Origin of the sequence: Streptomyces sp. ITFR-16 (assembly GCF_031844705.1) — a bacterium.
Classification (GTDB): Bacteria; Actinomycetota; Actinomycetes; order Streptomycetales; family Streptomycetaceae; genus Streptomyces.
Map to the genome: position 1 here is coordinate 1,260,337 of NZ_CP134609.1, position 25,725 is coordinate 1,286,061.

The window sequence follows — 25,725 nt, forward strand, 5'->3', positions numbered from 1 at the left end:
CCACGCCCGATGAGCATCCAGGTTTCGCCGCAGCTGAACAATCTCCTGTTCGTGCTGATCGGTGAGAAAATGCTGCAGGCCGACGAGGACATGGCCTACGCCAACGGCCGTCCCTACGGGCGGCTGGGGCGGCGGGTGCGGGACCTGTCGGATCTGATCGAGCAGACCGCGGGTGGCGTCGGGCGCTCGCTGCCGCCGCAGGTGGGCAACCAGTACGTCAAGGCCATGCACCTGTTCCTGGACAACGGCGGCAAGAACTACCTGAAGGACTTCGCCGACCAGCTCGACGACTTGGAGAAGGCGCGCACCAAGTCCTCCATGGACATCATGGAGGCCAAGTGGCAGATCATCGCCGAGCTGATCCGGCTGTTGATCGAACTGGCCATCATCATGGCGCTGTCCATCTTCACCGGCGGTTCGGCCTCCAGCCAGGCGGCGGTCGCCAAGGCACGCAGCCGGGTGGCGATCCTCACGCTGCTCGACTGGCTGATGAAGCGCACCCATCTGCTGCCGACCCTCTCCGAGATGATCGAAGAGGCGTTCACGACGTTCGCGGTCCGCCTCGCGATGATGCTGGGCGCGCCCAAGGGGCGGCGGCCGCACGGCTTCGACTGGTCGCAGATCGTCCAGGACGGTGTCTTCGGCGCGTTCACCGGACTGTTCCACGGGTTCCTCAACGACATCCTCAAGAACCTGAAGAAGAACTTCAAGGACCTCTGGGGCCACGGGAACAACCCGTTCAAGAACATCGACGGCAACGGCAACAAATTTCACAACGACAAGTTCGACAACCATCACCTCAACGACGGGCCCTCCCCCAGGCCGGACCCGAAGCCGACGCCCAAGCCGGACCCCAGGCCGACGCCGAAGCCCGGCCCCGAGCCGACCCCCACGCCGAAGCCCAATCCGGTCCCGCTGCCCAAGCCGCCCCACACCCCCACGCCCGGCCTCGGAGACAGGATCAAGCACGAGTTCGGTGAGGACATCGGCCACTTCCTCACCGAGGGCGGCGCGGAGGCGCTGGGCGAGCTGGCCACGGCGGCGGTCTTCCACCTCCCCGTCGAGGGCCCGATGACCTTCCTCGGCGGCGGGCTGAGCGCGGTCAGCGAGCGGCACCTGGGGCAGGGCGCGTCCGCCCTGGGCAACAAGTTCAACTTCACCAAGCCGCCCACCGTGAACACCGCGCACCTCCCGGACACACCGGACGACTCCTCGACGGACGGCGCACCCCGCCCCGGCAACGGCGACGGCAAAGGCCCCGGTCCCGGCGCGCCCACCCCGGGGCCGGGCGACGGTGTGACGACACCGGGCCCGTCCCCCACGGGCGGCGGACGGAACGGACCGGTCACCGTCCGGCCTCCGACCCAGTCCCCCGACCTGGACGTGGAGGTGACCGGCGGCAAGGTCACCACCGACGGCCCGCCCGACGTGCACTTCGACGGTGTGCACATCGACCCCGTCAAGATCGACGGGGTGGACGTCCACAGCGATACCCCGCACTTCGACGGCAACGTCCCGGCCGCCCGACCGGCGACCGGCAATCCGACGCCGGTACAGACCGTTCAGCAGCCGCCGCCGACCACCAACGGCGCGCCACGCCCGGGGAGTTCGCTGCCGCCCGGCGGCACGACGACGACCGGCACGGACACGGACGCCCGAACCGGCCTGGACACCGACACCGACTCGGACACGGACTCCGTGTTCAGTGACACCGACAGCGTCGCCGAGAGTGACATCACCGCCCCCGATTCCACCGGAGACACCACCGCCCACACCCCCTTCACCGAAGCGCCCAAGCCGATCGTCACCGGCAGCACCACACCACCGCCGACCGGTCTCCCCCAGGCAACCGCCCCGGACGGCACACCCGGCAACGCACCGGCCGCCGGTTCCACCTCGCGCCCGGCGCCCGTGCACACCTCGTCCTCGGACTCGCCGCCGGACCCGGTCCGGAACGAGGCACCGCGCCCCGTGCAGAACGACATACCGGACCCCGTGGCCAACGCCGTGCCGGAGCCCGTGGTCCTGACCCCGACGCCGCCCGTCGCCCCGGCGACCCACCACGCGCCGGGCAGTTTCGGGGAGACGCGGGACGGCGCGACGCCGACGCCGCGGAGTCACACCTGGGTGGACCCGGTGTCGCGGCCCACGGGCCCGGACGGCAGGCCGACGCAGTACGTGGTGCGTTCCTCCTTCGACGTACGGCAGTTCACGCATGGCGGCGAGCCCGTCACCGATCTCACCGTCACCTACCGCGTCACGGGCGACCCGCAGCTCGGCCCGCAGGCCGACGGGGTGCGGCAGCGGCTCGAAGAGGGCGTGCAGCGGGTGTTCAACGCCCCGGACCACCGTCTGCCCGACGGCAGCCGACTGCACGTCACCGTCGTTCCGGCCGTCGAAGGGCAGACACCGCACCTGGACGTCACCCTGACCAACCCGGCGGACGGCGTGCCCACCACGCACCACGCGTGGCCGGCGGACATCTCCGACTCGGCGCTGGCCCACGAAATCGGCCACCAGCTCGGCCTGCGCGACGAGAGCGGACTCGACCCGGCCGCACCGCACCGCGGCGGCAACGAGAGCCTGATGGGCGACGCGCCCCCGGTCACCGGCGTCCTCGCCCACCCGTCGGACCCGGCCGGCTACCAGCCGGGCGGGCTGCGGCCCCGGCACCTCCAGCTCATCGGCACGCTGGTGGGCGACCCCGCCGACGCCCCCCGGCCGCACCCCGACGGTGGGCGTCGCGGCGCCGCGACGCCGCCCGTGCCGGTCACCGGCAACCTCGGCGCGGACCCGCCGGCACCGGTCGTCCCGCCCGCCGCAACGCCCACCGCCACGCCCGTCGTCGACCCGGTCTCGGACTCCGAAGCCATTCCGATGGTCCCGATCAGCACCACGTCCGCGCCGGTCCCGGGTGACACGACCACACCCCCGCCCGTCGTCACCTCCGAGGAGGCGACGCCCCCACCGGTGGTGCCGGAGCTGACGCTGACCACGACGGAGGGTCACACCACGCCCCTGCCCGATCCGGACCCGGACCCGGACCCGGAGAAGACCGGTGGACGTGGACCCCGCCCCTCGTACCTCGGCGGCTACGGGCGGCGGCACGACGGGCAGGTCGGGCTCGTCCTCATGGAGCCGTTCTCGCCGGACGTGGTGGACGCCGTGCACCGGCAGGTGATGACCGCCCTCAGCCGCCCCGCCCCGCACCCCGACGACCCGGTCCTCGCTCAGTTGCGGGACGTGCTGTCGGCGTCGCAGATGACCCAGCACCTGCCGTATCTGCGCAGCCTCGGCGGCCACCGCGTCACGCTGCGCGTCGACGGCACCGACCGGAGCGTGGACGTGCGGCTGGCCCTGGACGGGGGGCGGCCGTCCGCGCGCCAGGGCGATCTGGACACCAGCGACCCCGACAAGCACGTGGAGCGGCGCGGCCAGGGCACCCGGGAGAATGTCTCGGCGCAGCCGTCCGGCACGTTCTCGACCATCCCGGTGCCCTGGACGGGTTCGCTGCCGATCACCGCGCCGGGTCCGGTCCGTTCGCTGGACATGGCGCTGTCCGCGACCCTCACGCACAACCAGGCGGACGGCTCCCTCACCGTCACCCAGGTCACGCAGACCACCACCGCCCAGCGCAGCGCCGAGCCGTCCCGGGCCTACGACTTCACCGGCAACTGGCAGGTCCGCGTGGACGCTCCCGCGCCGACCGCCCCGACCCCCGACAGCGACTCCACCGACGGCGATCCCACGAACGGCTGGTCGCGGGTGCAGCAGCACGGGCCGGTCACCGCCTGGTTCCCGCAGCACCTGGTGGACGCGGACGCCGACCCCACCCAGGAGCTGCCCGCCCCGGCCGCCCTGGATGACCTGCCGCTGTGGGGCGTCGACTCGGTGCTGAACCCCCGGCGGCTGTACGAGGGCGCGGCGGCGCACTTCCGCGCCGACCTCGAAGCCACCTCCTCCTCGCAGCTAGCCGACTTCCTCTCCGAGCCGGTGCTGCGGGGCACGCTGCCGATGCAGCGCGACGGCGGGCTGTACTCGCCGGTGCTGACGGACGGCAACGGCCGGGCCGTCGGCATGGTGCGGCTGGACGCGCGGGTCACGCCGACCGCGCCGGTCGCCAAGAGCATCGACGCGAAGATCAACCTGGAGAGCCACCTCGTCAACACGGTCAAGAACGACCAGAACACCACGTTCAACAGCGGTGTCGCCTTCGCCGGCAGCATCGGCCCGTCGTTCACCGGTGATACGCGGCAGGACCACCCGGACGCCGCCGGCTCCATCGGCGGGACTTTCAGCGGCAAGGGCACCGTCCAGCTCGGCGCGCAGAACGCCTTCGGTACGAGTTCCTCGGCGGCCTCCGTGCACGCGCTGCGCACCAACCGCAGCCATCTGCTGACCGAGGCCGACGTCTCGTACACCGTCACCCTGATCCGGCCGGACGGCAGCACCGCCTCGTACACGCCGGGAACCTGGCGGCACGGCCTCGACCTGCGCATGCTCAGCGCGGACGACGCCCGGGGCCACGCGCCGACCGAGTCCGAGGCCAGGCAGCTCCCCGCCGAGCTGGCGTCGCTCGACTCGATCGGGCAGTCGACGGTGCCGCTCGGCGTGGAGGGCACGGCGCCGCTCTTCGCGGAGGCCGAGGCCTGGCTGCGCGACCAGGGCTTCCTGCCACCTCCCGCGAGCGCCCCGCGCCGGGGCCGGCTGCCCGACGAAACGTTGGTGCAGGCGCAGTTGAACAACCTGCGACGGCTCCAGGAGCTGCGTTCCGGGCTGGGGCTGCGGGGCGCGACGGACTCCATGACGGACGGTGGCCACTCGCTGTTCCTGGAGACGCCCTCGTCGACGGGGCGGCGCCGGGTGCGGCTCGTGCTCGGCGCGATCGCGGACCGGGACCGGCCGCCGGTACACAGGAGGGTGCTCCCCGGCGTCGCCGTCATCAGCGTGTCGTCGTCGACGGCAGGCGGCAACGGCAGGCTCGGCAACAGCTACAGCGGCGGCCTCGGCTTCGGCGGCGGCCCCGGTGTCCCCACGCCGAACGGCGCCTGGACGCTGAGCGGCACCGGCGACTATCAGTACGTCGGCAACGCCTCGCTCGGCAACACCACCTCGACGACGGTCGGACAGGACCAGTTCTTCATCAGCTCGGGCCAGGACGCCCACGAGTTCGACGTTCCCGCCCGTCTCACGCTCGATCTGTACGAGGGCACGGGCCCCGGTCCGCGGGTCCGCTTCGGCACCCCGGAGCCCCGGCCGCACCCGCCCGGTGACCTGGAGTCCGCGCCGGGCACCGTACCGGCGGGAGTGCCGGGCACGGTCCGGCTGGGCGTGCCGCACGGCCGCACCCTGGACGCCCCGCCCCCGGCGCCGGCCGGCGAGCCGTTCACCGTACGCCCGGTCTCGCGGCTCGACCGGGACCGGCTGGCGCTGACGGACGGCACCGGGAGGCCGCGGCCGGACGTGGTGCGGGTCCCGGACGACGCCCTGGTGGACGTGATGCGGGGTTCGGCGGCCCTCCAGGACGCCTTCCAGCACATCGCCACCGGCACGGCGCCCACCACCGGCACCCCCGCTCCGGCCCCCGCTCCGGTCTCCCTCACCCCGGCGCCCTCGCTGCTGGGCCGCTTCACCGGGTTCCTCGGCAGCTCGCTCACCGGCAACCCGTTCGCCGACCCCACCACGGTGGCCGCCGAGTCCCGGACCGCGGCGCTGTCGCCCGGTTCGCTGGTCGCCCGCGCCCAGCAGATACTCGACGGCAGCTATGTGGTGGAGGGTCTGACCCTGCCGGGTCTCGGCGCCGACGGGCAGCTCTCCGTGGAGGTCCAGGCCGTCGCGCACCACCCGCGGCTGACGTCCGGCACGAGCCAGTACCTGGAGTCGGACGTCTCCGCCGCCGACTCGGCGCAGCAGCTCAAGGGCCTCGGCAAGACGCACCAGTTCGGGCTGGCGGGCACAGCGACGCAGAACAACCCGAAGGCGCCCGCACCCGCCACCGCCCCGGTGCCGGACCCGCAGCAGGACGGCGCCACCTCCGCACCGCAGCCCAGCACGTCCGAGACCCGGCAGCCGTCCCGCTTCAACCCGTCCGGGCGCTACCAGTACGACCGCAAGACGGACAAGTCCGATACCTCGATCAGCACGACGACGACCAACCGGGTGCCGACCCAGTCGGGCCTCCAGCACCGTGTGACGGCCGACCTCACCTATGTCATCACCGTCCGCTCCGGGCACCGCAACGCGTTCGCTAACTTCGTCGGCTACACCCACGGACAGACCGTCCAGCTCGCCGTGGATGTGCCGCAGGGTCTGCAATTCCTGATGACCGACAGCCAGTTGCGCCGCGACCGGCCATGGATGGGCGGTGTCGAGGGGCTGCCCGCCGACGTGCCGCCCACCGGTCTGGCGAGCCCGCCGCTGCCCAGCCGCTATGTGCGGGACGGCACGCTGGGCCTGGCCGCGGTCACCTCGGTCACCGAGCTGAGCCCGAGCGGCCGGCCGGGCACCGCGCAGCGCCAGCGGTTCCAGAACGAGGTGCGCGGCCTCCTCGACCGCTACGCACCCGGCGTGACCACCCCCGGCCACGCCTCCTACCTGCCCGGCGTCGCGGCCCTGATCGCCGACCAGACGAGCACCGCGGGCAAGCGCGCGCTGATCGGACGCGGCGGCGGACAGGCCCGGTTCGGCTTCCGGCACCACCGGTTCGGCGGCGCGGCGCTGGTCGAGGTGACGTTCTCGGCCCGGCCCACGACCACCGCCGCGAACCGGGGCGCGCGCCGCGGCATCGCCGTCCCCGGCGACAAGTCGGGGCTGGAGAGCTGGACGTCGCAGACCCCGGCAGGCCGGTCCACGACGGCCACGGTGAGCCGCCAGCACCGGGTCACCGTCAATCCGACGGCCCGCTTCACCCGGCCCGACGCGGACGACCGCACCGACCGGCTCGGCCCCTCCGCCCAGTGGACGTCGGCCAGTGTCAAGACCGGCAAGCGGGGCCGCACCGCCGAGGACCGGTTCTGGCTGCGCACCGACAACGCCGCCGACTTCGACGGCCTGGATTACGAACTGGTCGCCACCGTCCGCTCCACGTGGGTGACGGACTGGCCGCCGAACGTGGTGGGCGCGCTGGTGCAGCGCGGCTTCATCGCCTGGAACGACGCCGACGCGCCGACCCGGAACTGGATCAGCCGCACCCTGGCCGGCGAGATCGGCGGCCGGACCCGGGTCCCGGCCCACGTCAGCCTGCGGTTCGCGGGCGGCGAGACGGCCGCACCGCGCGGCGGCAACCCGCTGCCGGTCCCCGTCTCGGTGTCCCGGGTCGACCCGCGTCCGGCTCCGCACGGGCAGCCCGCGCTGCGCGACGACGGGCTGTTCCACCCGAACGGCAACGTCCCGGTGTACGGATTCAACGCCTGGGACCAGCTCTACACGGCCCTCGACCAGGTGGCGCCGGCCACCGGCAGCGGCTGGCGCGCGCAGCCCGCGTCCACCTCCGACGAGAACGCCTCGGTGCGCCTCGGGGAGCTGCTGCAGGCCGGTTCGATCACCCTGGACAACCCACGTCAGGTCGGCGGGATGCTGCCGACCATGCCGGGTGCCTTCCCGCTCCTGGACTCCCCGGAGGGGCCCACCCTGACGGTGTCCCTGTACCGGCCCCGCGTGGTGACCGAAAGCAGCGACGTCGCCGTGGACCGGCTGCGTATCGTCACCGACACCTCGGGCACGGTGTCCGGCAACGACACGGGCCTCGGTCTGTCCCTGCCGTTCGTGCTGAGCGCCGACGACCCCGACCGCAATCTGGTCGGCGCCACTCCGCCCGTACTGCAACGGCCCATCGACCCCGGCGACTTCGGCGGCAACGTCTCGGGCGGGCGCCGCGAGTGGCTGAAGACCGGCAGCACCAGTGCCCCGGCCGACGGGCGCGGAACGCGTGGGTACGAGGTCCAGGCGGACGTGCACATCCAGGTCAGCGGCCCCGAGGGGGTGCGGCACGTCACCGGTACGGCCACCCTCCGCGTCGAGGAGCGCGACGCGCTGGGCCACGGCATCACCCCGCCCCGGCCCCTCCCGCGTGTCTACGACCTGCCCGCGCTGCTGGCCTCGCAGACCGGCACCGCGCCGAGGCAGTGGGCGTCCACACCACCGCGCGACCTGCCGGACGCCCTGATCGCCGGGGTCGATCCGGACGACGACGGCTACCAGTTCTGGCTGGCGACCGGCACGGACCCGGACGGCTCCCGGCTCGCCCTCGCGCTGTACGGCTCGTCCCGTACGGCCCGGCTGACCGGGCGTCCGGTGGAGCTGGTGACGCGTGGGCCGGAGGGACTGCGGTTCTGGTCATTCGGCCCGGACGGTGCCCTGAGGACCGCCCCTTCAAAGGCGCCGGGCACGGAGAGCACGCCGCCCCTCGGCGATCCGGCGCTGGACCGCGCCTGGTCCGGATTCGAGACCGTCGCGGACGATCTGCACCGCGCCCACGGCGACCACGCGCAGGCCCTCGCCGACGAGACCGGGATGCGGAACCTGCGGACGGACGCGGTGGACGACCTGCGCGACGCGGTCACGGCGCTGAACGACGCGCGTAAGGCTGCCGACGACGCCGACCGGGCGGCCACCTCGGCGGAGACCGGGGCCGACGGGGCCGAGCAGGACGTCCGCGACCTCGAAAGCCGGATCGACAAGCTGACCACGGACATCGCCGACACGCGCGGCACGATCGACACGCTCACCGAATCCCTCACCGAGGACGGGCGCCGGGAGACGCGTCTCGAAGCCGATCTGGAGGCGGCGCAGGCCCGGCTCGACGCCCTGAACGAGGCCGCCGCCGCGCCACCCGCGCCGGACCCAGCCACCGGGACCGGCCCCTCGGTGACGCCCACGACCGCCCCCGCGACGCCCCCGGCCGTCGACCCGCGGCTCACCGAGCGGATCGACACCGCGACCGCCGAGGTCGACCGGATCGACGGCGAACTGGACGGCGTCCGCGAGAAGGTGGCGCTCGACCGGACGAACCTCCGGCAGTCCGAGGCCTCCCTCGCCCGGGACGAGGCGGCCCTCAAGGAGCTCGAAGCCCAGCTCCCAAACCTCCGCGACACCGCACGCGACCTGCGCTCCGACGCCGACACGGCGCGCGGCCACGCCGACGACACCGGCCTGGCCCGCCAGGACGCGCAGGAGTCGCACGACCGGGCCGAGCTGAGCCTCCGCGAGATCGACCGTGCGCTGGACGACATCCTCGGCCGCCGCGACGACGCCGCCACCCGGCGCGCCGATGCGGAGAGTGCCCTGCCCACGGCGGCGGGGCCGGTCCTGGCGAACGGGCCTGCGGCGGTGGCGTCCTCGCGGTCGTCCTTGTCCGCCATGGCCCCGCACCCGCCGGGCTCCGGGCTGCCGAGGACGGCCGCCCCGTCCACCGGCAACACCCCTGCCACCGGGGACGACACCGATTCCGACGCCGCGCCGGACTCCACCGCCTCGGTCGCCTCGGACCACCGCTCCGACGACCGTGACGACCCGTCCGAGGTGGAGACCGCGCTCACCGTGCCGGACCCGGCGCCTCCGGCCCCGCCCAAGAGCGAGGGCACCTCCGAGCACGGCGAGGACAGCGACACCCGCTCCGAACCCGACGCCGACCCGGACCCGGACCCGGACCCCGACCCGGAGAGCACGGCCCCCCCGCCACCCCCCTCCGAGCCGTTCCAGGTGCGTGCGCCTCGCGGCAACACCGTGCCCACGATCGGCGACGGCCGCTGCATCCTCTACACCTTCATCGGCACCGACCCGCATCGCGTGCGCGAGCGGGTGCCCGCACTGAGCACCCAGGCCCCGGAGACATACGCCTGGCTGGGCCGCACCGGCGACGTGCGCGCCGGTCTGAGCCTGGCCGCCCGCGGCGACACCTCCCCTGCGGCCCAGCAGGCGCGCAACCATCTGCTGATCGCCGCCGACCACCTCCGTTCGGCGGCCGAACAGCGGCTGCTCGACGCGGACCGGGGCGGACGGCCGTTGCCGCAGGACGTGGTGGGCCAGGTCCGGCAGACGCTGGCACCGCGCTTCACCCGGGACACGGCCGCCATGAACCGCTCCCAGCTCCTCGCCACCGCCCGGCGCTACGGCATCGAGGGAGTGCGCCGGCCTGAGGAGCTGAACGACCTCAACGCCCGCTTCGACGCCGCGCTGACCGAGGACGGGGTGACCGACCGCCCGGCCGATCCCGGTGTCATCCAGATGTTCAACCACCTGCGCGACACCGGCCGGCTGCCCTCCCTCGCCGAACTGGACGACGCCCAGCTCCGTCAGGTCATCGACTCCGCCTACACCGAGAGCGCCGTCCCCTTCACGGAGGAGGAGCTGAACCACGCCCTCGCCGCGGTGCGGAACTGGTCCGGCGCCTGGCAGAGCGACCAGGGCGAGATGTTCCTGCCGCTGCTCGCCGACACCCTCGGTGTCACGGTGGAGGTGCTGCGGCCCGACCCCACGAGCGGCCTCGGCACGGTGACCCGCGTCGGCTCACCCACCGCGGGCCGGATCCTGGAGGTCCACTACTGGGGGCTCAACCACTACACGGCCAGCGACGCGGCCCCGCTCACCGCGCTCCCGACGTCCAGTGCGCCGCGCGGCCCGCAGGACGCGCCCAGCATCCGGTCCGCCGGACGCCGCCGCCCCGCGCCCCGCCGCGATCCCCGCGACGACCGGCCCGCACCCCGGGTCGCCCGGCCCGCGCACCCCGGCAGCTGGCACCATCTCCGCCCGCACGCACGCCCCGCCACCCTCCGCACCGAGCGCTTCGACCCGCACGCCGACCCCACCGCCGACGCCCCCCGGCCCGGGCTCCTCTCCGGTGCCACCACCCTCATCCGCGCCCAGGTCCGCCGTATCCAGGCCCCGGAGGGCCAGTGGGTACGCGACTACACCCTCAGCCTCCCCGTCAACGCCGCCAACGCCCAGCACACCGCCCGGCTCGCGGAGCGCCTCGGCCGACTCGTGGACCGCCACCTCAACACCGGCTACGCGCTACCCACTTCGGGCGACCAGCTCCACGTCAACGTCAACCTCGTCGACAGCCCGGACCACCCGGAAGCCATCGCTCTCACGCACACGGACGCCCCCGAACGGCCCGACCAGACGCACTTCGACCTCAACCACACCGACAGCCAGCTCCTGCACGAGCTCCTGCACTACCTCGGCCTGCCCGACGAACAGCGCGACAACGACTTCCTCTTCCGCAACCACCCCGACGCCACGGCCGTCCACACCGACGGCCTCATGGCCACCGTCGAAACCCCCGCGCCGCTCCCCCACCGCTACCTCGCCACCATCGAGAACGTCACCGACTCCGGGCCCCGGCTCCACAACCACACGCAGACGGACACCGACACCCCCACCGACCCCGACACCGCCCCCATCCCGGCCACCGAAGCCCCCTCCTGGCCGACCTCCCGGGCACCGGTGCCCGCACCCTCCTCCACCTATGTGCTCGCCTACGGCGCCCAACTCGACGGCAATGTGGGCCTGGTGTATCTGGAGCCGCTGCCACCGGCGGTGGTGGAGGGGCTGCAACGGCAGGTGATGGGCGCCCTGGGGCTCGCGCACGCCCCGGACACGCACCCGGTGCGGGAACAGCTCCGGGCGGTGGCGAGCGGTGAGCAGCTGATCCTCAACCTGCCGTATGTGCGCGGCAGTCTGGGCTTCCGGTTCACCGTCCGGGTGGACGGCCGCGACCGGACCGTGGACGTACGGATGCGGCTGTCGGACCCGGTGGCGTCGGCCCGGTACGGGCGGACGGAGGGCGCCGAGCGGGACGTGCGCGTGGAGCGGCGCGGCATCGGCACCCAGGAGTCGGTGTCCGCAGAGGCGTCGGGCACGATCCGCACCCTGCTGCTGCCGTGGACGGGCCTGTTCCCGGTGACGCGGGCGATCCCGGTGCGAGGGGTCGATGTGGCGCTGACGCTGGCGATGACGCTGAACCAGCTGTCCTCGACGTCGTCGGTGACGACGGTGGTGCAGACGACGTCGGCGCAGCGCAGCAACGAGCCCTCGGAGCCGTACGACTTCACGGCCTCGTGGGAGGTGCGGGTGGACGCGCCGAGGCTGGCGCCGCCGGTCACCTGGGGACCGCCGCAGGCGCACGGGCCGGTGACGTTCTGGTTCCCGCAGCACCTGGCGCGGGACGAGGCGGAGGAGCTGCCGGAGGCGGCCGGTCTGGACGACCTGCCGGTGTGGGGCGTGGACACGGTCGCCGAGCCGCAGCGGCTGCTCGCGGAGGCGCTGGGCTTCTTCGGCACCGAGCTGAGCGCGCTGGACGAGGACTCGGCGGCGGAGCTGGAGACGTTCCTGTCGGAGCCGCTACTGCGGGGCACCCTGCCGATGCAGCGGGACCGGGGTGTGTTCTCGCCGGTGCTGCTCGACTCCTCGGGGCGCGCCCTGGGCATGTTCCAGTTGCGCACCGAGGTCGTTGTGGGTGAACCGCTGCGGCGCAGCGTAGCCGGGAAGATCAACCTGGAGAGCCATCTGACCCAGGTGGTCAAACTGGACTCCCAGTCCCGGTTCAGCAGCGGGCTCTCCCTGTCCGGGAGCGTCGGACCGGCGCTCACCGCGGACCGGTCGCAGGGGCATCCGAACGCCTCGCACCGGCCCGGTGGCGGTGTGCTGGGACGGGCGTCCGTGCAGGCGGGCACGCACGAGGAACTGGTGCAGAGCGGCAGTACGGCGCTGATGCACGCGGTGCGCACCAACCGCAGCCATCTGCTGGCCCCGGCCGAGGTGCGGCACACGCTGGTGCTGCATCTGCCGGGCGGCGGCCGGCGCGAGTTCACACCGGACGCCTGGCCGCGCGGCATGCATCTGCGGCTGCTGACCGCCGAGGACGCCAACGGGCACGCGCCGGCGGCGGACGAGCTGCGACGGCTGCCGGCGGAGCTGGAGCACCTGCGTTCGGTCGGTACGACGGCGACGCCGCTGGCAATGGACGGCGCCGCGCCGCTCTTCGTACACGCCGAGAACTGGCTGCGGCGGGAGGGCTTCCTGCCCGGCGATATACCAATGCGCAACCGGGTGCTGCCCGACGAAGCCCTGGTGCAGGCGCAGTTGAACAATCTGCGCCGGTTCGAACAGGGCCGTTCGGAGGTCGGGCAGCGGGCCGCCGCGGACGCCATGCTGGACGGTGGCCACTCGCTGTTCCTGGAGATCCCGACCGCGACCGGGACGCGGCGGGTGCGACTGGTGCTCAGCGCGGTGCGCGGCGACGGTGACAGCGTGCACAGCCGGGTGCTGCCGGACGTGCAGGGCATGGGCGTGGCGTCGCTGTCGGCCGCGGGCGCCGACCACCGCGGTTCGTCGTACGGGCTCTCGTACGGCGGTGGCGGCTCGTTCGGGCTGCCGAAGGGCTCGTGGACGCTGGGCGGCAGCGGCGACTATGTACGCGGCAACCAGGTGCGGCACGACAACAGCGTGCACCTGGGCGTCGGACACGACCAGTTGTTCATCGGCAGCGGAGCCGGGCAGCGCAGCGAGGTCTTCGACGTGCCGGCCGACCTCGCGCTGGACCTGTACGAGGGCCCTGGTGGGCAGCCATCGGTGCGTTTCGCGCACGAGACGGTGGCGGTGCCGTTCGTTCCGCACGGTGCCCCGCCCGCCGGGCCGCCGGGCCCGCCGCCGGACCGGGTGCCGGGCGCGCTGCGTCTTTCGGTGCCGACGCACCGCACGCTTCCCGCCGAGGCACCGGTGCCGGCGGCTCCCCCGGCACCCGTACTGCGGGCTGCCACCGACGCCGACCGGGCCCTGCTCGACCTCACCGACGAGGACGGTGCCGCGCTGCCGGACACGGTGCTGCTGCCGGACGACGCGATCATGGAGGTGTTCCTGGCGTCCGCCGCCCTGGACTCGGCGTTCCGCGCGGTGCTCGGCAACACCTATCCGGGGCATCCGGCGCGCGGCCTGCTGGACGACGTGCGCGACGCGGTCGCCGGGCGCACCCCCCGTCCGGTGGCGCGGGCGGGCCGGGCGCTGGGCGAGTCGCTGGCGGGCGCGGCGGCCACCGATCCGACGACGGTGGCGGCGGAGATGCTGGCTGCCGCGCGCAGCCCCGCCGCGCTCCTGGCCCGGGGGCACCAGGTGTTCAAGGGCGCCTACGTGGTCGAGGGGCTGACGCTGCCGGGGCTCGCCTCGGACGAGGTGCTTTCGGTCGAGATCCGCGGCGTGCTGCGGCGGCCGAGGGCGACGGACGGTTTCGCGCAGTACTTCGAGACCGGTCTGAGCGCCACCGACGGAGCGGCGCAGCAGCGGGGCGCGGCAGGCACCTCGCAGTGGGCCGGCGGCTTCCGCGCGGTCCGCAACACGTCGTCGAGCCAGACTCCGACTGCCGACCAGGCGGCGGGCAACGACTTCGACGATGTCCTGCTGACCCGTGCCGACCGCACCGGTGAAGAGGAGAGCGCGCCGCCGGCGTCCCGGCCGGGCACGCTGAACCCGTCGGGCCGTTACACCCGTACCGCCCGGAGCGAGCGGTCGCGGGCGCTGGGCTCCACGACGACCTCCTACCGCACCGCCACCGAGAGCGGCACCCAGCACCGGATCACCGCCGACGCGACGCTGCTGGTGACGTTCCGCCGGGGCCGCCGCAACGTCGTCGGCAACGCGTTCGGGCAGGGCGAGGGCCGCGCGGTGACGGTGGCGCTGGACCTGACGGACGGGGTGCGCTTCCTGGCCACTCCGGCGCAGATCCGGCGGCACGCCGCGTGGTTCGCGGGCGTGCCCGGTCTTGCCGTGCCGGGCCCGGCGGTGGGCTCGGTGCCGCTGCCGCGCCGCTTCACGGCCTCCCGTGAGGTGGGTCTGGGCAGCGTGCTCGCGGTGGACGAGTTCACCGACGCGACGCGCACCGTGCAGCGCCCCGACGTGCTGCGGCAACGGCTCCTCGCGCTGATCGAGGAGGAGGCGCCCGGCATCACCCGGCCCGGCCACTCCTCCCACCTGCCGGGCGTGGCGACCCGTGTCGCGGACCTGTCCTCGACGGCCGGCCTGCGCACCCTCGCCGGTCGCGGCCCCGGCCATGTGCAGCGCTTCCGGTTCCGCTATCTCGGCTACGGCGGCGCCCAGTTGGTCGAGGTGACGCTGCGCACCGAGCCGGACGCCGACGACCACGCGCTGCGTGCGCTGCGCGGGCACCCAGCGGCGGCGGGCTCGGGCATCGAACAGTTCCTCGGCCATGTGCCCTCCTCGGTGACCGACCGGACGGCGCGCAGTGTGCGGCACGCCGGGTTCGTCCAGCTCCAGTCGCGCTTCCCGCGGCCCACCGGCGGCCCGCGCACCGACCGGGCGGGCGCGCTGCTCAGCGCCGACACGACCCGTGGCAACGCGGCGCGCGTCACCCGCTCCGCCGAGGACCGCTTCTGGCAGCGCACCGACAACGCCGCCGACTTCGAGGGCGTGCCGTACCGGGTGGTCGCCGAGGTGCGGTCCACCCCGGCCGCGCAGTGGCTGCTCGACCTGCCGGGCAGCCTGTTCCAGCACGGCGTGCTGAGCCTCACCGGGGCGGACGCCACGCTCGCCGACCGCATCGCGCACCTCTTCGGCGGCCGGCCGACGCGGACCACCACCGTGCACACCGCCGCCGCGCTCCGGTTCACCGGCAGCGAGACCGGCGAACAGGCCCCCGCGCCCGCGCCGTTGCCGGTGGCCCTGCACACCGCGCGGCCCGCGGTCGCCGGGGACCGCTTCGTGCCGCACGGCCCGGCCCCCGTGTACGCCTTCGACGGCGGCGCGGAACTGGCCGCGGCGCTGGGCGAGGTGGACCCGGGGCTGACCCGCTCCTGGCGTTCCCTGACCACCTCCGGATCGGCGGACGCCACGGCCGTGCGCGTGGGCGAGCTGATCCAGTCCGGCACGCTCTCGCTGGACCACCCGCGCGGTCCGGCGGGCCCGGTCACGACGATGCCGGGCGCCTACCCCTTCCAGGGCGCGCCTGGCACCCCGCCCCGCCTCACGGTGGAGCTGTACAGGCCGCGCCCGGTCACCGACACGGGGGACGTGACGGTGGACCGGCTGCGGCTGAGCACGTACGGCGCGGCGTCCTCCTCGCAGGCGGGTGTCACCGCCGGACTCGCGGCACAGGGCGGGCTCGCCGCCACCGACGACAACCGGCAGATCGTCAACTTCACCGTCCCGGTGCTGGCCCGCCAGCCGCAGGCCCCCGGCCCCGGCGCCGCCGTGAGCGGCACCCGCCGGGACTGGCTCAAGCACGGCAACACCAGCGCCCCGGAGGGCTCGCGCGGCACCCGCAGCCACGAGATCCTCGCCGACGCGCTGATCACGGTGCACGGCCCGGGCGGCGTGCGGTATGTGACGGGCACGGTGCGGATGCGCCCCCTGGAGCGCGATCTGCTGGGCCTCGGTGTGACCGGCGCCCGCACCGACGCCGGGACGTTCGACGGTGCCGCCCTGGTGCGGGTGGCCGCCGACGCCCGCGCCCACGCGGCGGGCGCCCCGGCCGGTGCCGTCGCCGACGCCGTACTGCGCGACTGGCGTACGGTGCCGCTGCGCGACCTGCCGCCGCTGCTGGCGGACGGCGTCCGGGCGGACGACGGGGCGGCCGTGGAGGGCGTGCAGATATGGCTGGCCGTGGACGGCGGTCCCGGGCAGACGGCCCGCGCGCTGTACGCCGCCGCCGGCGCGGCAGCACTGCTGCACCGGCCGGTCGAGCTGGCGCTGCGCGACGACGAGGGCGTGCGCTTCCGCCGCTTCGACGCCGACGGCGAACCGGAGCCGGCCGGCCCGGAGGAGCACGGCGCCGGCTGGGCGGCCGTCCGGGAGCAGGTCGGCACGCTCGACGCGGCGGCGCACGCGGAGGAGACGGCCCGCGCCGAGGAGGCGGCCCTCCAGGCCGAACTTCCCGGCGTGCGCCGGGCGCTGGACGAGGCGCGCCCGCCGGTGGCCCGTGCGGAGCGTGACCTGAGCAACGCCCGCGCCGTCGCACAGGACGCCCGGAACGCCCTCACGGCCGCCGAACGCGCGGTCAGCGCCGCCGAGCGCACCGACCAGGAGCGGCGCACTCGCGTCAGGGAGCTGACGGCCGAAACCCAAGAACGCCGGTCACGCGCGACGGCGGCGACACGGGACGCGGAGGAGGCCCGCGAGGCAGTCCGCGCCGCGCGGGAGCGTCTGGATGCGACGGAACGCAGCCTGCGGGAAGTAGCAGCAGAAGCGGCCGAGCGTGGCGGGTCCAGGTCCGGCAGATCGAGCAGGGAAGGCGGCTCCATCGAGTCGGTCGCCCGCCGTACGACCCGCCGGGACATCGCCCGTGCAGCGCTGGAGACGGCCAGGACGGCGGCCGGGGCGGCCGAGCGGACCGCCGACGCCGCCCGGCACGCCGCCGAGGACGCCGCCCGCCGCCGTCTCATGGCCCGCGGCGCGGCTGACACCGCAGCCGACGTCCTGGCCCGCGCCCGCGACGCGGCCGCGGCGGCGTCACGGGCCGACCGCACCGCCCAAGACACCCTGACCACGGCAGCCGAACGCCGTAACGCCGCGATCGCCGCACTCGACACAGCCCAGCAGGCGGTCGACGGTCTCGAACTCCGGGTAGGTGATGCCCTCACCGAACAGGCCCGCCAGGCCGGCCTGCAACGCAACGCCCAGAACGACCTGACCGACCTGGTCACCCTCCTGGAGGCGGAGCGCGCGGCGGCGGGCGACGGCACAGTGCAGCTCCCGACGGGCTCGTTCGCCCGCATACCGGCGGGCTGGCCGATCCTCACGAGCCGGCCGGCGCCGCCACGGGTGACGGAGGAGTCCGACTCATCGGACTCGGAGGAGGACAACGACGACGAGAACGCCGAGGACATGGGCGGCGTACCGCCCATACCCCGGGGTGAGCGTCCGGACTCGTTCGTGGCCGCGTTGTCCCGGCTGCTCACCGCCTCGGGCGACGCCCCCGCGTGGACCCGGTCGCGCGACCCGCACAGCGCTTTGCGTGAGTGGGCGCGTACGGACGTGGCGCAACGCCGGGCCCCGGAGAACGCCGGCCTTCCCGAAGACGACACGCTGGTGAGCATTGACGATCTGACCGGGATCGATGCCCTCACCGAGGCGCTGCGCGCCCAGTCGATCCTCCAGAACGGCCAGGTGAGCGTCGGAGAGGCCGGACTGGACGACTCCGCACGCCTCGATCTGGTTCTGGCCCGCCCCGACTCCCCGGCCTATGTGGCGACCCTGGCGGCGCTGGTTGCCCGGGAGGCCGGGCGCCAAGTGCGAGTGCTCGGCCCCGGCGACAACGTCCTTGAGGTCGGACCGGAGGAGGGCGCCCCGCTGATCCTGTACTTCGACGCCCGCCGCTTCTCGACAACCCCGCCCGGCGACTGACCGTCGGCTCCGCCCGGCCCCACAGCACCGCTCTGGAAGGAAGACCATGTCCGGCACGAACGACCCACAGCACCAGGCCGCGGCAGCCGAGTCGGCGACGACGCCGATCGCCCCGAAGCCGGAGACGCCGGTTGCAGAGGCAGCAGCCGCCACGGTGGGCACGCCCGAGCCGGGGACATCTGACACGTCGGCGCCGGACACCCAGCCGACGGCCACGGCCACGGCCACGGCGGAGACTGAGACTGAAGCACAGACTCAGGCGGAAGCAGAAGCGGAGGCAGCCGAGACCGATGCCTCTGCGGCCGGCACTGCCAAGTCCACGGCCTCGCGCCCCTTCAGCCGACCGTCCCGCGGCCTGTTGGCCGGCGCGGCGATCGCGGGGACGTTGCTGATCGGGGTGCCGTTCCTGGTGTCGGGGATGCTGAACAGACAGGATTCGGGGAACGACGGAGCATCGGGCACAGTGGCCGACGCGGGTACGGTGCTGAACAGCTCGGGCAGTGGCGTGGGCCCCGGCGCCTACACTTCGGCAGCCCCGGAGCCGTCGTCTCCGTCACCGTCCGCGAGCGAGGGCAAGGAAGACGGTGGGAAGGGCAACCCGAAGGCGAGGGCCGCGGTGACAGGTGCGCCGGTGGCGAAGAGTACGGAGGAGCCCCCGACGAAGCCGAAGCCGTCGAAGAGGAAGACGCCCACGACCCCCACGACGGTGACGACGGCGCCGGGAGCCATGGTTTACGGCCACGCCTCCAACCGCTGCATCGAGATGGTGGGCCACAAGGGGGCGGACGGCTCCCCGCTCCAGATCGCCGACTGCACGGGAACCAATTGGCAGAAATGGGACTTCCGCCCGGACGGCACAATCCGCTCGATGGGCCTCTGCATGGACGTGGCATGGGGCTCGCACGACAACGGCGCAGTCATTCAGATCGCATGGTGCAGCGGCAACCCGGCCCAGCAGTTCGTGCTCAATGCCAGCAACGACCTGGTCAACCCCCAGGCCGACAAGTGCGTGGACGTCAAAGACGCGAGGACTGGGGGCGGCGCCCGCCTCCAGCTCTGGGACTGCAACGGTCAGGACAACCAGAAGTGGAGCACGCGCTGAGTCGCCCGACGGCCGTGAGCCCGCCCATGGATCTAGATCGGAGCGGGGGCATCCCAAAGTGTCCGTGCAGTGCTGCGATGACGCATCGTACAAGGAGGCCCAAGGCATCGGCGTCACCGTGGCCGCCCTGCACCCGGCCCCACAGCACAAGGATTCCGGCGCGCCGAACACTCGCGAGGCAGCAGTGAGCACCAGCTAGTGCTGTGACCGGGATGGTTCACCGTGGTCGGGAGACGGCTCACGGGACGAGCGCGGTCCGCGAGGCGACTGGTATTACTGGTGCATGCAGGAAGAAACCGCGCGGTCAGCGATCGACACGTTCATCTCCGCGTTCAACGCCTCGGACGACAGCTGTGTGACTGCGCTGCTCTCCCAGGCCCTAACCTCGGACGTGGTCTTCTGGGGACCGTTGGGCCGCAGTGAGGGGATCGAGGCGGTCGAGCGGTTCGTGCTGGACATCCGGCGCCACCCCGCAGGGACCGGCACGATGGTGCGCTGTTCGGCGGTGGACATGCCGGACGAGTGGGCCCGGTACCAGTGGGTCTTCACGACGCCGGATGGAGGCCCCCGCCTGGCGGGAACGGACGTCGTCCATCTGCGGCGGAGCCTCATCGACCAGGTCATCGTCTTCGCGGGGGAGATCGATCCGTCCGCCTCCTGAGTCATTCTCCTCTGGCGCCGTCCTTCTCCTCAACCGGCTCCGTTCGGGGCTCCGGGTCTGCCCAGCCGAGATCATCTTCACAGCGCTTCGGTCGTCCGCGCTTGGCCGCGAGCGGACCGATGATGCGCTGTGGCTGTGTAAGTTCGCGGTTGGTCAGGCTGCGGTGTTGGAGCACGCCGCCGAACGCACCCGGTCATGGATCTCGTGCGGCGGCGGGAGGCACCGCAACCGAAGCCCGTCGAGGAATTCACGGAGCGGGAGGACTCAGACGGTTTCGGCAAGATCGATCTCCACTACGCGACGGCATTGTGGGTGCGCTCCCCTCTCTCCCCCAGGGTTCGGACATCTGACCTGGGGCGTGATCCCGAGCCCCAAGGGGCATGACTGGATCGGGATGCCGTTCGGCGAGTGCGCCTGCGGCACATCATGGGTCTTCTGGCTCGTCCGGGTCGGCGTCGGGACCTGGCTGCTCGTTGCTCTCGGCGTGCTCGTCCTCCGTTCGAACCTGACCTCAGCGGCCCGTAAAGCGAATCAGCGCATCTTCGCGCACGGAGTACATACTGGACGCATTCTGGCGTTTCGACAACGCGGCGAGGTGCCGTAGCTGTCGTCGTGCGCCCGCCAGGAATTGCGGGACAGCCCTTGGAGCTCGTAACACGATCTTGCTGAATCGTCCTGGTAGGCCGTTACCGGTGTGATGATTCGGCCGTTCGTGAGGGTGTGGGTACCCGACCGTGGATCGTGGACGATGAGTTGTGGGCTCTGGTCGAGCCGTTGCTGCCGCCGTGGCCGGAGCGGTCTCCGGGGCCGAGGCCGGTGTCGGACCGGCTCTGCCTCCAGGGCATCCTGTTCGTCCTGTACAACGACATAGCCTGGCAACTGCTGCCGCTGGAGCTGGGTTTCGGCTCGGGGCAGACGTGCTGGCGCCGGCTGGAGCGGTGGCAGGAAGCGGGAGTCTTCGACCAGTTGCGTCGGGTCCCGCTCTCCGAGCTGAACGCGGCCGGCGAACTCGACTGGTCGCGTGCGTGTGTGGACGGTTCCCACATCCGCGCGAAAAAGGGGGCGCCGACACCGGTCCGTCGCCGGTCGACCGGCGGAAGACGGGCAGCGAGCACCACCTGATCCGCGACGGACGCGGTACCCCGCTCAAGGTCATCACGACCGCGGCCAACGTCAACGACGTCACTCAGACCCTCGCCCTGGTCGACTCATTGGTCTGGTAGGGATTTCTCGAATGAGGTACGTGGTCAACTCACTGTGCAGTTCGGGGTGTTGTTCCCGCACCTGGACGAGCGGCAGCGGTGGCTGTTGATGGGGGCCGAGGCCCGGGTCCTGGGACATCCTGATATTCGGGCGATCGCGCGGGCGGCCCAGGTCAGCGAGACGACGGTCCGCAAGGGCGGACGAGTTGGAGGCCGGCGAAGAGCCGTTGGGCCGGGTGCGCAGACCTGGCGGCGGCTGGTAGAAGGCCGTGGAGCTTGATCCGGGACTGCGGTCCGCGCTGCGGGCGCTGGTGGAACCCGGCGAGCGAGGCGATCCGATATCGCCGCTGCGGTGGACAGTGAAGCCGACCGGAAGTCTGGCGGCCGAGCTGGCCTGTCAGGGGCACCGGGCAGGCGCGGACACGGTCGCCGACCTGCTGCATGAGGAAGGCTTCAGTCTGCAGGCCGGTTCCAGGACGATCGAAGGCAAGCAGCACCCGGACCGTGGCGCCCAGTTCCGCTACATCAAGGAGCAGGCCAGACAGCACATGGGCCCCGGCCGGCCGGTGATCAGTGTGGACACGAAGAAGTTCGCTGTCACCTCCATCCGCCGCCGGCGGCAGGCCCGAGCCCTGCACGATCATCCGGCCGCCACCCGCGTTTGCTGATCACTGCGGATGCGGGCGGCTCCCACGCCTACCGCACCCGCGCCTGGAAGACCGAACTCGCAGCCCCCGCCGCAGAGACGGGCCTGGATATCACGGTCTGCCACACGCTTCCGGGCACCTCAAATGGAACAAGATCGAGCACCGGCTGTTCTCCCACATCTCCAGGAACCGGCACGGTCGACCGCTGACCAGCCACGACGTCATTGTGAACAGCATCGCGGCAACCATCACCCGCACCGTACTCGCAGTCCACGCCGAACTGGACCCCGGCACCTACGACACCGGCATCAAGGTCACCGGCAGCGACATCGACGCCCTGCTCATGCACCGCCATCGCTTCCACGGCGACTGGGAACTGCACCCTCCTCGCCCAACCCCGCGACACGACCAGCGAAGCCAAGAAGCCGCGGTCAGCCGACTGCCCGTCACCACGCCCCTCCAAGGGATGTCTGCGAAACCCGGAGCCGACCGATATGCCCGAACCGGCACTGGACGAACTCATCGACCAACTCGTAGAACTTGGACGCGTTACGCGAGCAGAGCCGGTTCCAGCGGCGAGGAGGCGATCGCACCCGTGCGCGCGGCGCAGGGGCCAAGGACAGGCCGGCCTGCGCCGACAGGGTGCTGGCCACCGTGCTCTACCTGCGCAAGCTCGGTGCCCCAGAACTGCTCGCCCAGCCCTTCAAAGTCAACGGCAGCACCCTCACCGGAGCCACTTCAGCATGTCGATTCTCTGCGGGTCCGCAACCTCGATCTTTCGTGACGGTGCGCCGGATTCTCTGGCGGACCGTTGCGGTCGCCCGGATTGTCGGTGACCCAGCTGATGGCCCGCCCATCACGCCACGTGTGCGCGAAGAACCGCGAAGAACAAGGCACCTCCCGGCGAATGGCCGGGAACACCCTGAGCGAAGGCGTTTCTCCGCTCAGGCACGCTCCCTCTGGAGGTCCTGGAGGCCGGTCCCCTCCGGCCGACTGCGGCGGAAGCTCCACAGCGCACCCAGTACGACGAGCGCGAGAACAGCGAAGGTCGCGACAGTGGTGCCCGTGGTGAAGTCTGCCGCTGTACCGTCACCGGAGCCGTCGAGCAGGCTGGGCAGCCAGTTCCACACCGTATGGAACGCGCACGTCCGCCACAACGCCCCGTCCGCGAGGGCCCACAGACCGAACGCGACTCCCAGCAGGAACGTCATCGCGATGTAAGTCAACGGGGCGCGTAGGTTGATCATATGCGCGGCTGCGAAGAGGGCCGAGCTGCCCAGCACCCCCACGGTCATCCCCCACCGGGCCGTGAACCTGGGCAGGAGGAACCCCCGGAAGACGACCTCCTCCGTGGATGCCTGAACCGCGAAGGCGGCCAGGAGCACCAGCCCCACCCCCAGGGCAGGAAGTTCCGTACCGTCGTCACCCCCGCCACCCCGCCCCACGATGCTGCCCACGATGTTGAGCAGGATGAGGAAGGCCAGCGCCGTCCCCGCGCCCAGAAGTATCTTCCAGACCGGCCTTCTCGCCCTGAAGCCCAGTGTCCACAACTGCCTGCGCTCGACTGCTGTGACCCACAGGCCGATCAGGATCAGCGTCGGCACGAAGGCAGCCAGGCAGCTTGTGATCAAGCCGGCGTTCGAGCCTGCGTCGTAGCCAGTGCCTTTCAGTACGAACCAGCCGATGGCCTGGCCAGCCCCCAGGCACACCGCGGCCACCAAGACCGAAAGAACCGGGCCAACGGGCCGTCGCGCCTGCTCAGATTCCCGGACCAGGGTGTTCGCTGACATCCGCAACCTCCTCGGTCGTGACACGCCCCACCATCGTCGTTTCCGACCGGGGCATCCGCACAACCGCGCTGCTCCATCTGCGCGTCCACAACAGCGACGACGTTCGTGGACGGTCTCCATGAGCGGGACTGCGAGTCGATCTTTTGACAGACCCCACAGCTCCAGGGGAGATCCTCAAGGGTGCGAGATCGACGGAAGTGCGTTGTGGTTGAGAAAGGGGGTTGTTCCGGAAGGGGAGTCTTCCATGGCTGAGATGCCCGCTGTCGTGCTGGTCCATGGGTTTTGGGGTGGTGCGGCCCACTGGGGCAAGGTCATCACCGAACTCCACCGGCGTGGGTTCGGTTCCTTGCACGCGGTGGACAACCCGCTGACCTCGCTCGCGGACGACGTGGACCGAACCCGCAAGATGCTCCGGCAGATCGACGGTCCGGTCGTCCTGGTGGGGCACTCGTACGGAGGAGCGGTCATCACCGAGGCGGGCGATCTGCCTCATGTCACCGCTCTCGTCTACATCGCCGCGTTCGCCCCGGACTCCGGCGAGAACCCCGGACAGATCAGTCAGAACAACCCTCCAGCAGCGTTCGAGAACCTTGCCCCGGACTCCGACGGTTACCTGTGGATCAAGCAGGACAAATTCCACGAGAGCTTCGCCCAGGATTTGCCCGCCGACGAGGCACTGGTCATGAGCATCACCCAGAAGGCCCCCTTGGCGGCAGCGTTCGGCGACAGCATCACCGCTCCGGCGTGGCGTACGAAGCCGTCCTGGTACCAGGTCTCCACGGACGACCGCATGATCCACCCGGACAACCAGCGGCGCATGGCTGAGCGCATGAACCCTCGCCGGACCATCGAGCTCGACACCGGCCACGCTTCCCTCGCCTCCCGGCCGGGCCCGGTGAGCGACCTCATCGAAGAAGCCGCGAACACGGCCGGCTGACCGGCCGGACACCGGACGACCGAAGGAGAGTCAGCCTGATGATCATTCTGAACGTGTTCTTCGACGTGTCCCAGGAGCACGAAGCGGAGTTCCTGAAATTGCTGAACCACATGGTGGTGGAGTCCAACAGAGAGGACGGCTGTCATCTGTACCAGCTATGGCGCAACGCCCACGACCCCTACGACTACACCCTCATCGAGCACTGGGAGTCGCAGGAACAGCTGGACGCGCACGGCCGGACCCCGCACTGGATCCACTTCAACGACACCGTCAACGGCTACCTGAAGTTGAACTACGAGGAACACCACTACACCGAGATCCCCACCTGAGGCCGCCGCGACCGGCCGTCCGGGGCACACAACAGATGCCCCGGACGAGCAGGACCCGATCCGGCGACGGACGAGGAGCCGCGAGTTTCGAGCTCACTCACACGAAGAGGCGGCGGCCATGCGGGGGACACACGTCGATCTTCGATCGAAAAGCAGATTAAACGAATATCCCTTCTGCGACGATTACTCGATCCCGTCCAGGAAAGGTGATTTCTCAGCACCTGGAAAGAGTTCCGCTCTCCCTCGGTATGCCTTCAGCGCGTTGTCGATGGGGGTCGCGGTGTCGCTCTGCCCATCGGTGGCCTCCGCCGCGCCGGTCTCGGCCCGCGCGGTGCAGGCGGTCGGAGCCGCAGCCGCCGCCACCGGGCAGGTGGTCTCCCGGACCGGTCAGCATCTCCGGGAGCGGCCCACAGCGGCATCCAAATCGCTGCGTCTTTACGCCTCTGGCGCTCGTGTGTCGGTGCGGTGCAGCACCCGCGGGCAGGTCGTACAGGGGAACGACCAATGGTTCAAGGTCAGCAACGGCTGGATGAGCGGCCGCTACCTCTCCACCAGCGGCACCGTGGAGCCGTGCGACGCCCCGAAGCCGAAGCCGGGCCCGCCCGGGCCGAAGGGCGACAAGGGCGCTCAGGGGCCGGCGGGCCCGAAGGGCGACACCGGCGCCACCGGACCCCAAGGCGAGAAGGGCGAGCCCGGAGCACAGGGC

Annotated in this window: 7 protein-coding genes and 1 pseudogene; 7 read left to right on the forward strand and 1 reads right to left on the reverse strand. The window is 72.2% G+C overall.

Annotation, left to right across the window (positions count from 1 at the left end):
• The first annotated feature begins 9 nt into the window (after window positions 1–9).
• The 5 genes and pseudogenes from RLT58_RS05700 to RLT58_RS05720 all read left to right on the forward strand — a co-directional run.
• Window positions 10–18,351, forward strand: coding sequence for a hypothetical protein (locus RLT58_RS05700; RefSeq protein WP_311309286.1), 18,342 nt, complete (start codon window positions 10–12; stop codon window positions 18,349–18,351).
• A 46-nt stretch (window positions 18,352–18,397) separates the two neighbouring features.
• Entirely contained in the window at window positions 18,398–19,453 is a 1,056-nt protein-coding gene (locus tag RLT58_RS05705; RefSeq protein ID WP_311309287.1) for a ricin-type beta-trefoil lectin domain protein, read from the forward strand.
• Window positions 19,454–19,736: 283 nt separating this feature from the next.
• On the forward strand, window positions 19,737–20,114 hold the full coding sequence (locus RLT58_RS05710; RefSeq protein WP_311309288.1) for a nuclear transport factor 2 family protein: 378 nt from the start codon (window positions 19,737–19,739) through the stop codon (window positions 20,112–20,114).
• Between the two features lie 741 nt (window positions 20,115–20,855).
• Complete coding sequence (locus RLT58_RS05715; RefSeq protein ID WP_311309289.1) at window positions 20,856–21,236, forward strand: transposase; 381 nt, start codon at window positions 20,856–20,858, stop codon at window positions 21,234–21,236.
• Between the two features lie 189 nt (window positions 21,237–21,425).
• Window positions 21,426–22,698: pseudogene (locus RLT58_RS05720) on the forward strand (ISAzo13 family transposase); the annotation flags it as partial.
• A gap of 209 nt (window positions 22,699–22,907) precedes the next feature.
• On the opposite strand, the gene RLT58_RS05725 reads toward RLT58_RS05720, so the two are convergent.
• Window positions 22,908–23,753 carry a CPBP family intramembrane glutamic endopeptidase gene (locus RLT58_RS05725; protein ID WP_311309290.1) on the reverse strand — a complete coding sequence of 282 codons (846 nt, stop codon included), beginning with the start codon at window positions 23,751–23,753 and terminating at the stop codon, window positions 22,908–22,910.
• A 244-nt stretch (window positions 23,754–23,997) separates the two neighbouring features.
• Here RLT58_RS05725 and RLT58_RS05730 point away from each other — a divergent pair, with 244 nt between their 5' ends.
• On the forward strand, window positions 23,998–24,690 hold the full coding sequence (locus RLT58_RS05730; protein WP_311309291.1) for an alpha/beta hydrolase: 693 nt from the start codon (window positions 23,998–24,000) through the stop codon (window positions 24,688–24,690).
• 38 nt (window positions 24,691–24,728) lie between these two features.
• A complete protein-coding gene (locus RLT58_RS05735) occupies window positions 24,729–25,019 on the forward strand; it encodes a putative quinol monooxygenase (RefSeq protein ID WP_311309292.1) in 291 nt (96 codons plus the stop codon).
• The last annotated feature ends 706 nt before the right edge of the window (window positions 25,020–25,725 follow it).

Bases quoted from the DNA above. Each gene is read 5' to 3' on its own strand.
- RLT58_RS05700 (WP_311309286.1), top strand. From the start codon at position 10: ATGAGCATCCAGGTTTCGCCGCAGCTGAACAATCTCCTGTTCGTGCTG.
- RLT58_RS05705 (WP_311309287.1), top strand. From the start codon at position 18,398: ATGTCCGGCACGAACGACCCACAGCACCAGGCCGCGGCAGCCGAGTCG.
- RLT58_RS05710 (WP_311309288.1), top strand. From the start codon at position 19,737: ATGCAGGAAGAAACCGCGCGGTCAGCGATCGACACGTTCATCTCCGCG.
- RLT58_RS05725 (WP_311309290.1), bottom strand. From the start codon at position 23,753: ATGTCAGCGAACACCCTGGTCCGGGAATCTGAGCAGGCGCGACGGCCC.
- RLT58_RS05730 (WP_311309291.1), top strand. From the start codon at position 23,998: ATGGCTGAGATGCCCGCTGTCGTGCTGGTCCATGGGTTTTGGGGTGGT.
- RLT58_RS05735 (WP_311309292.1), top strand. From the start codon at position 24,729: ATGATCATTCTGAACGTGTTCTTCGACGTGTCCCAGGAGCACGAAGCG.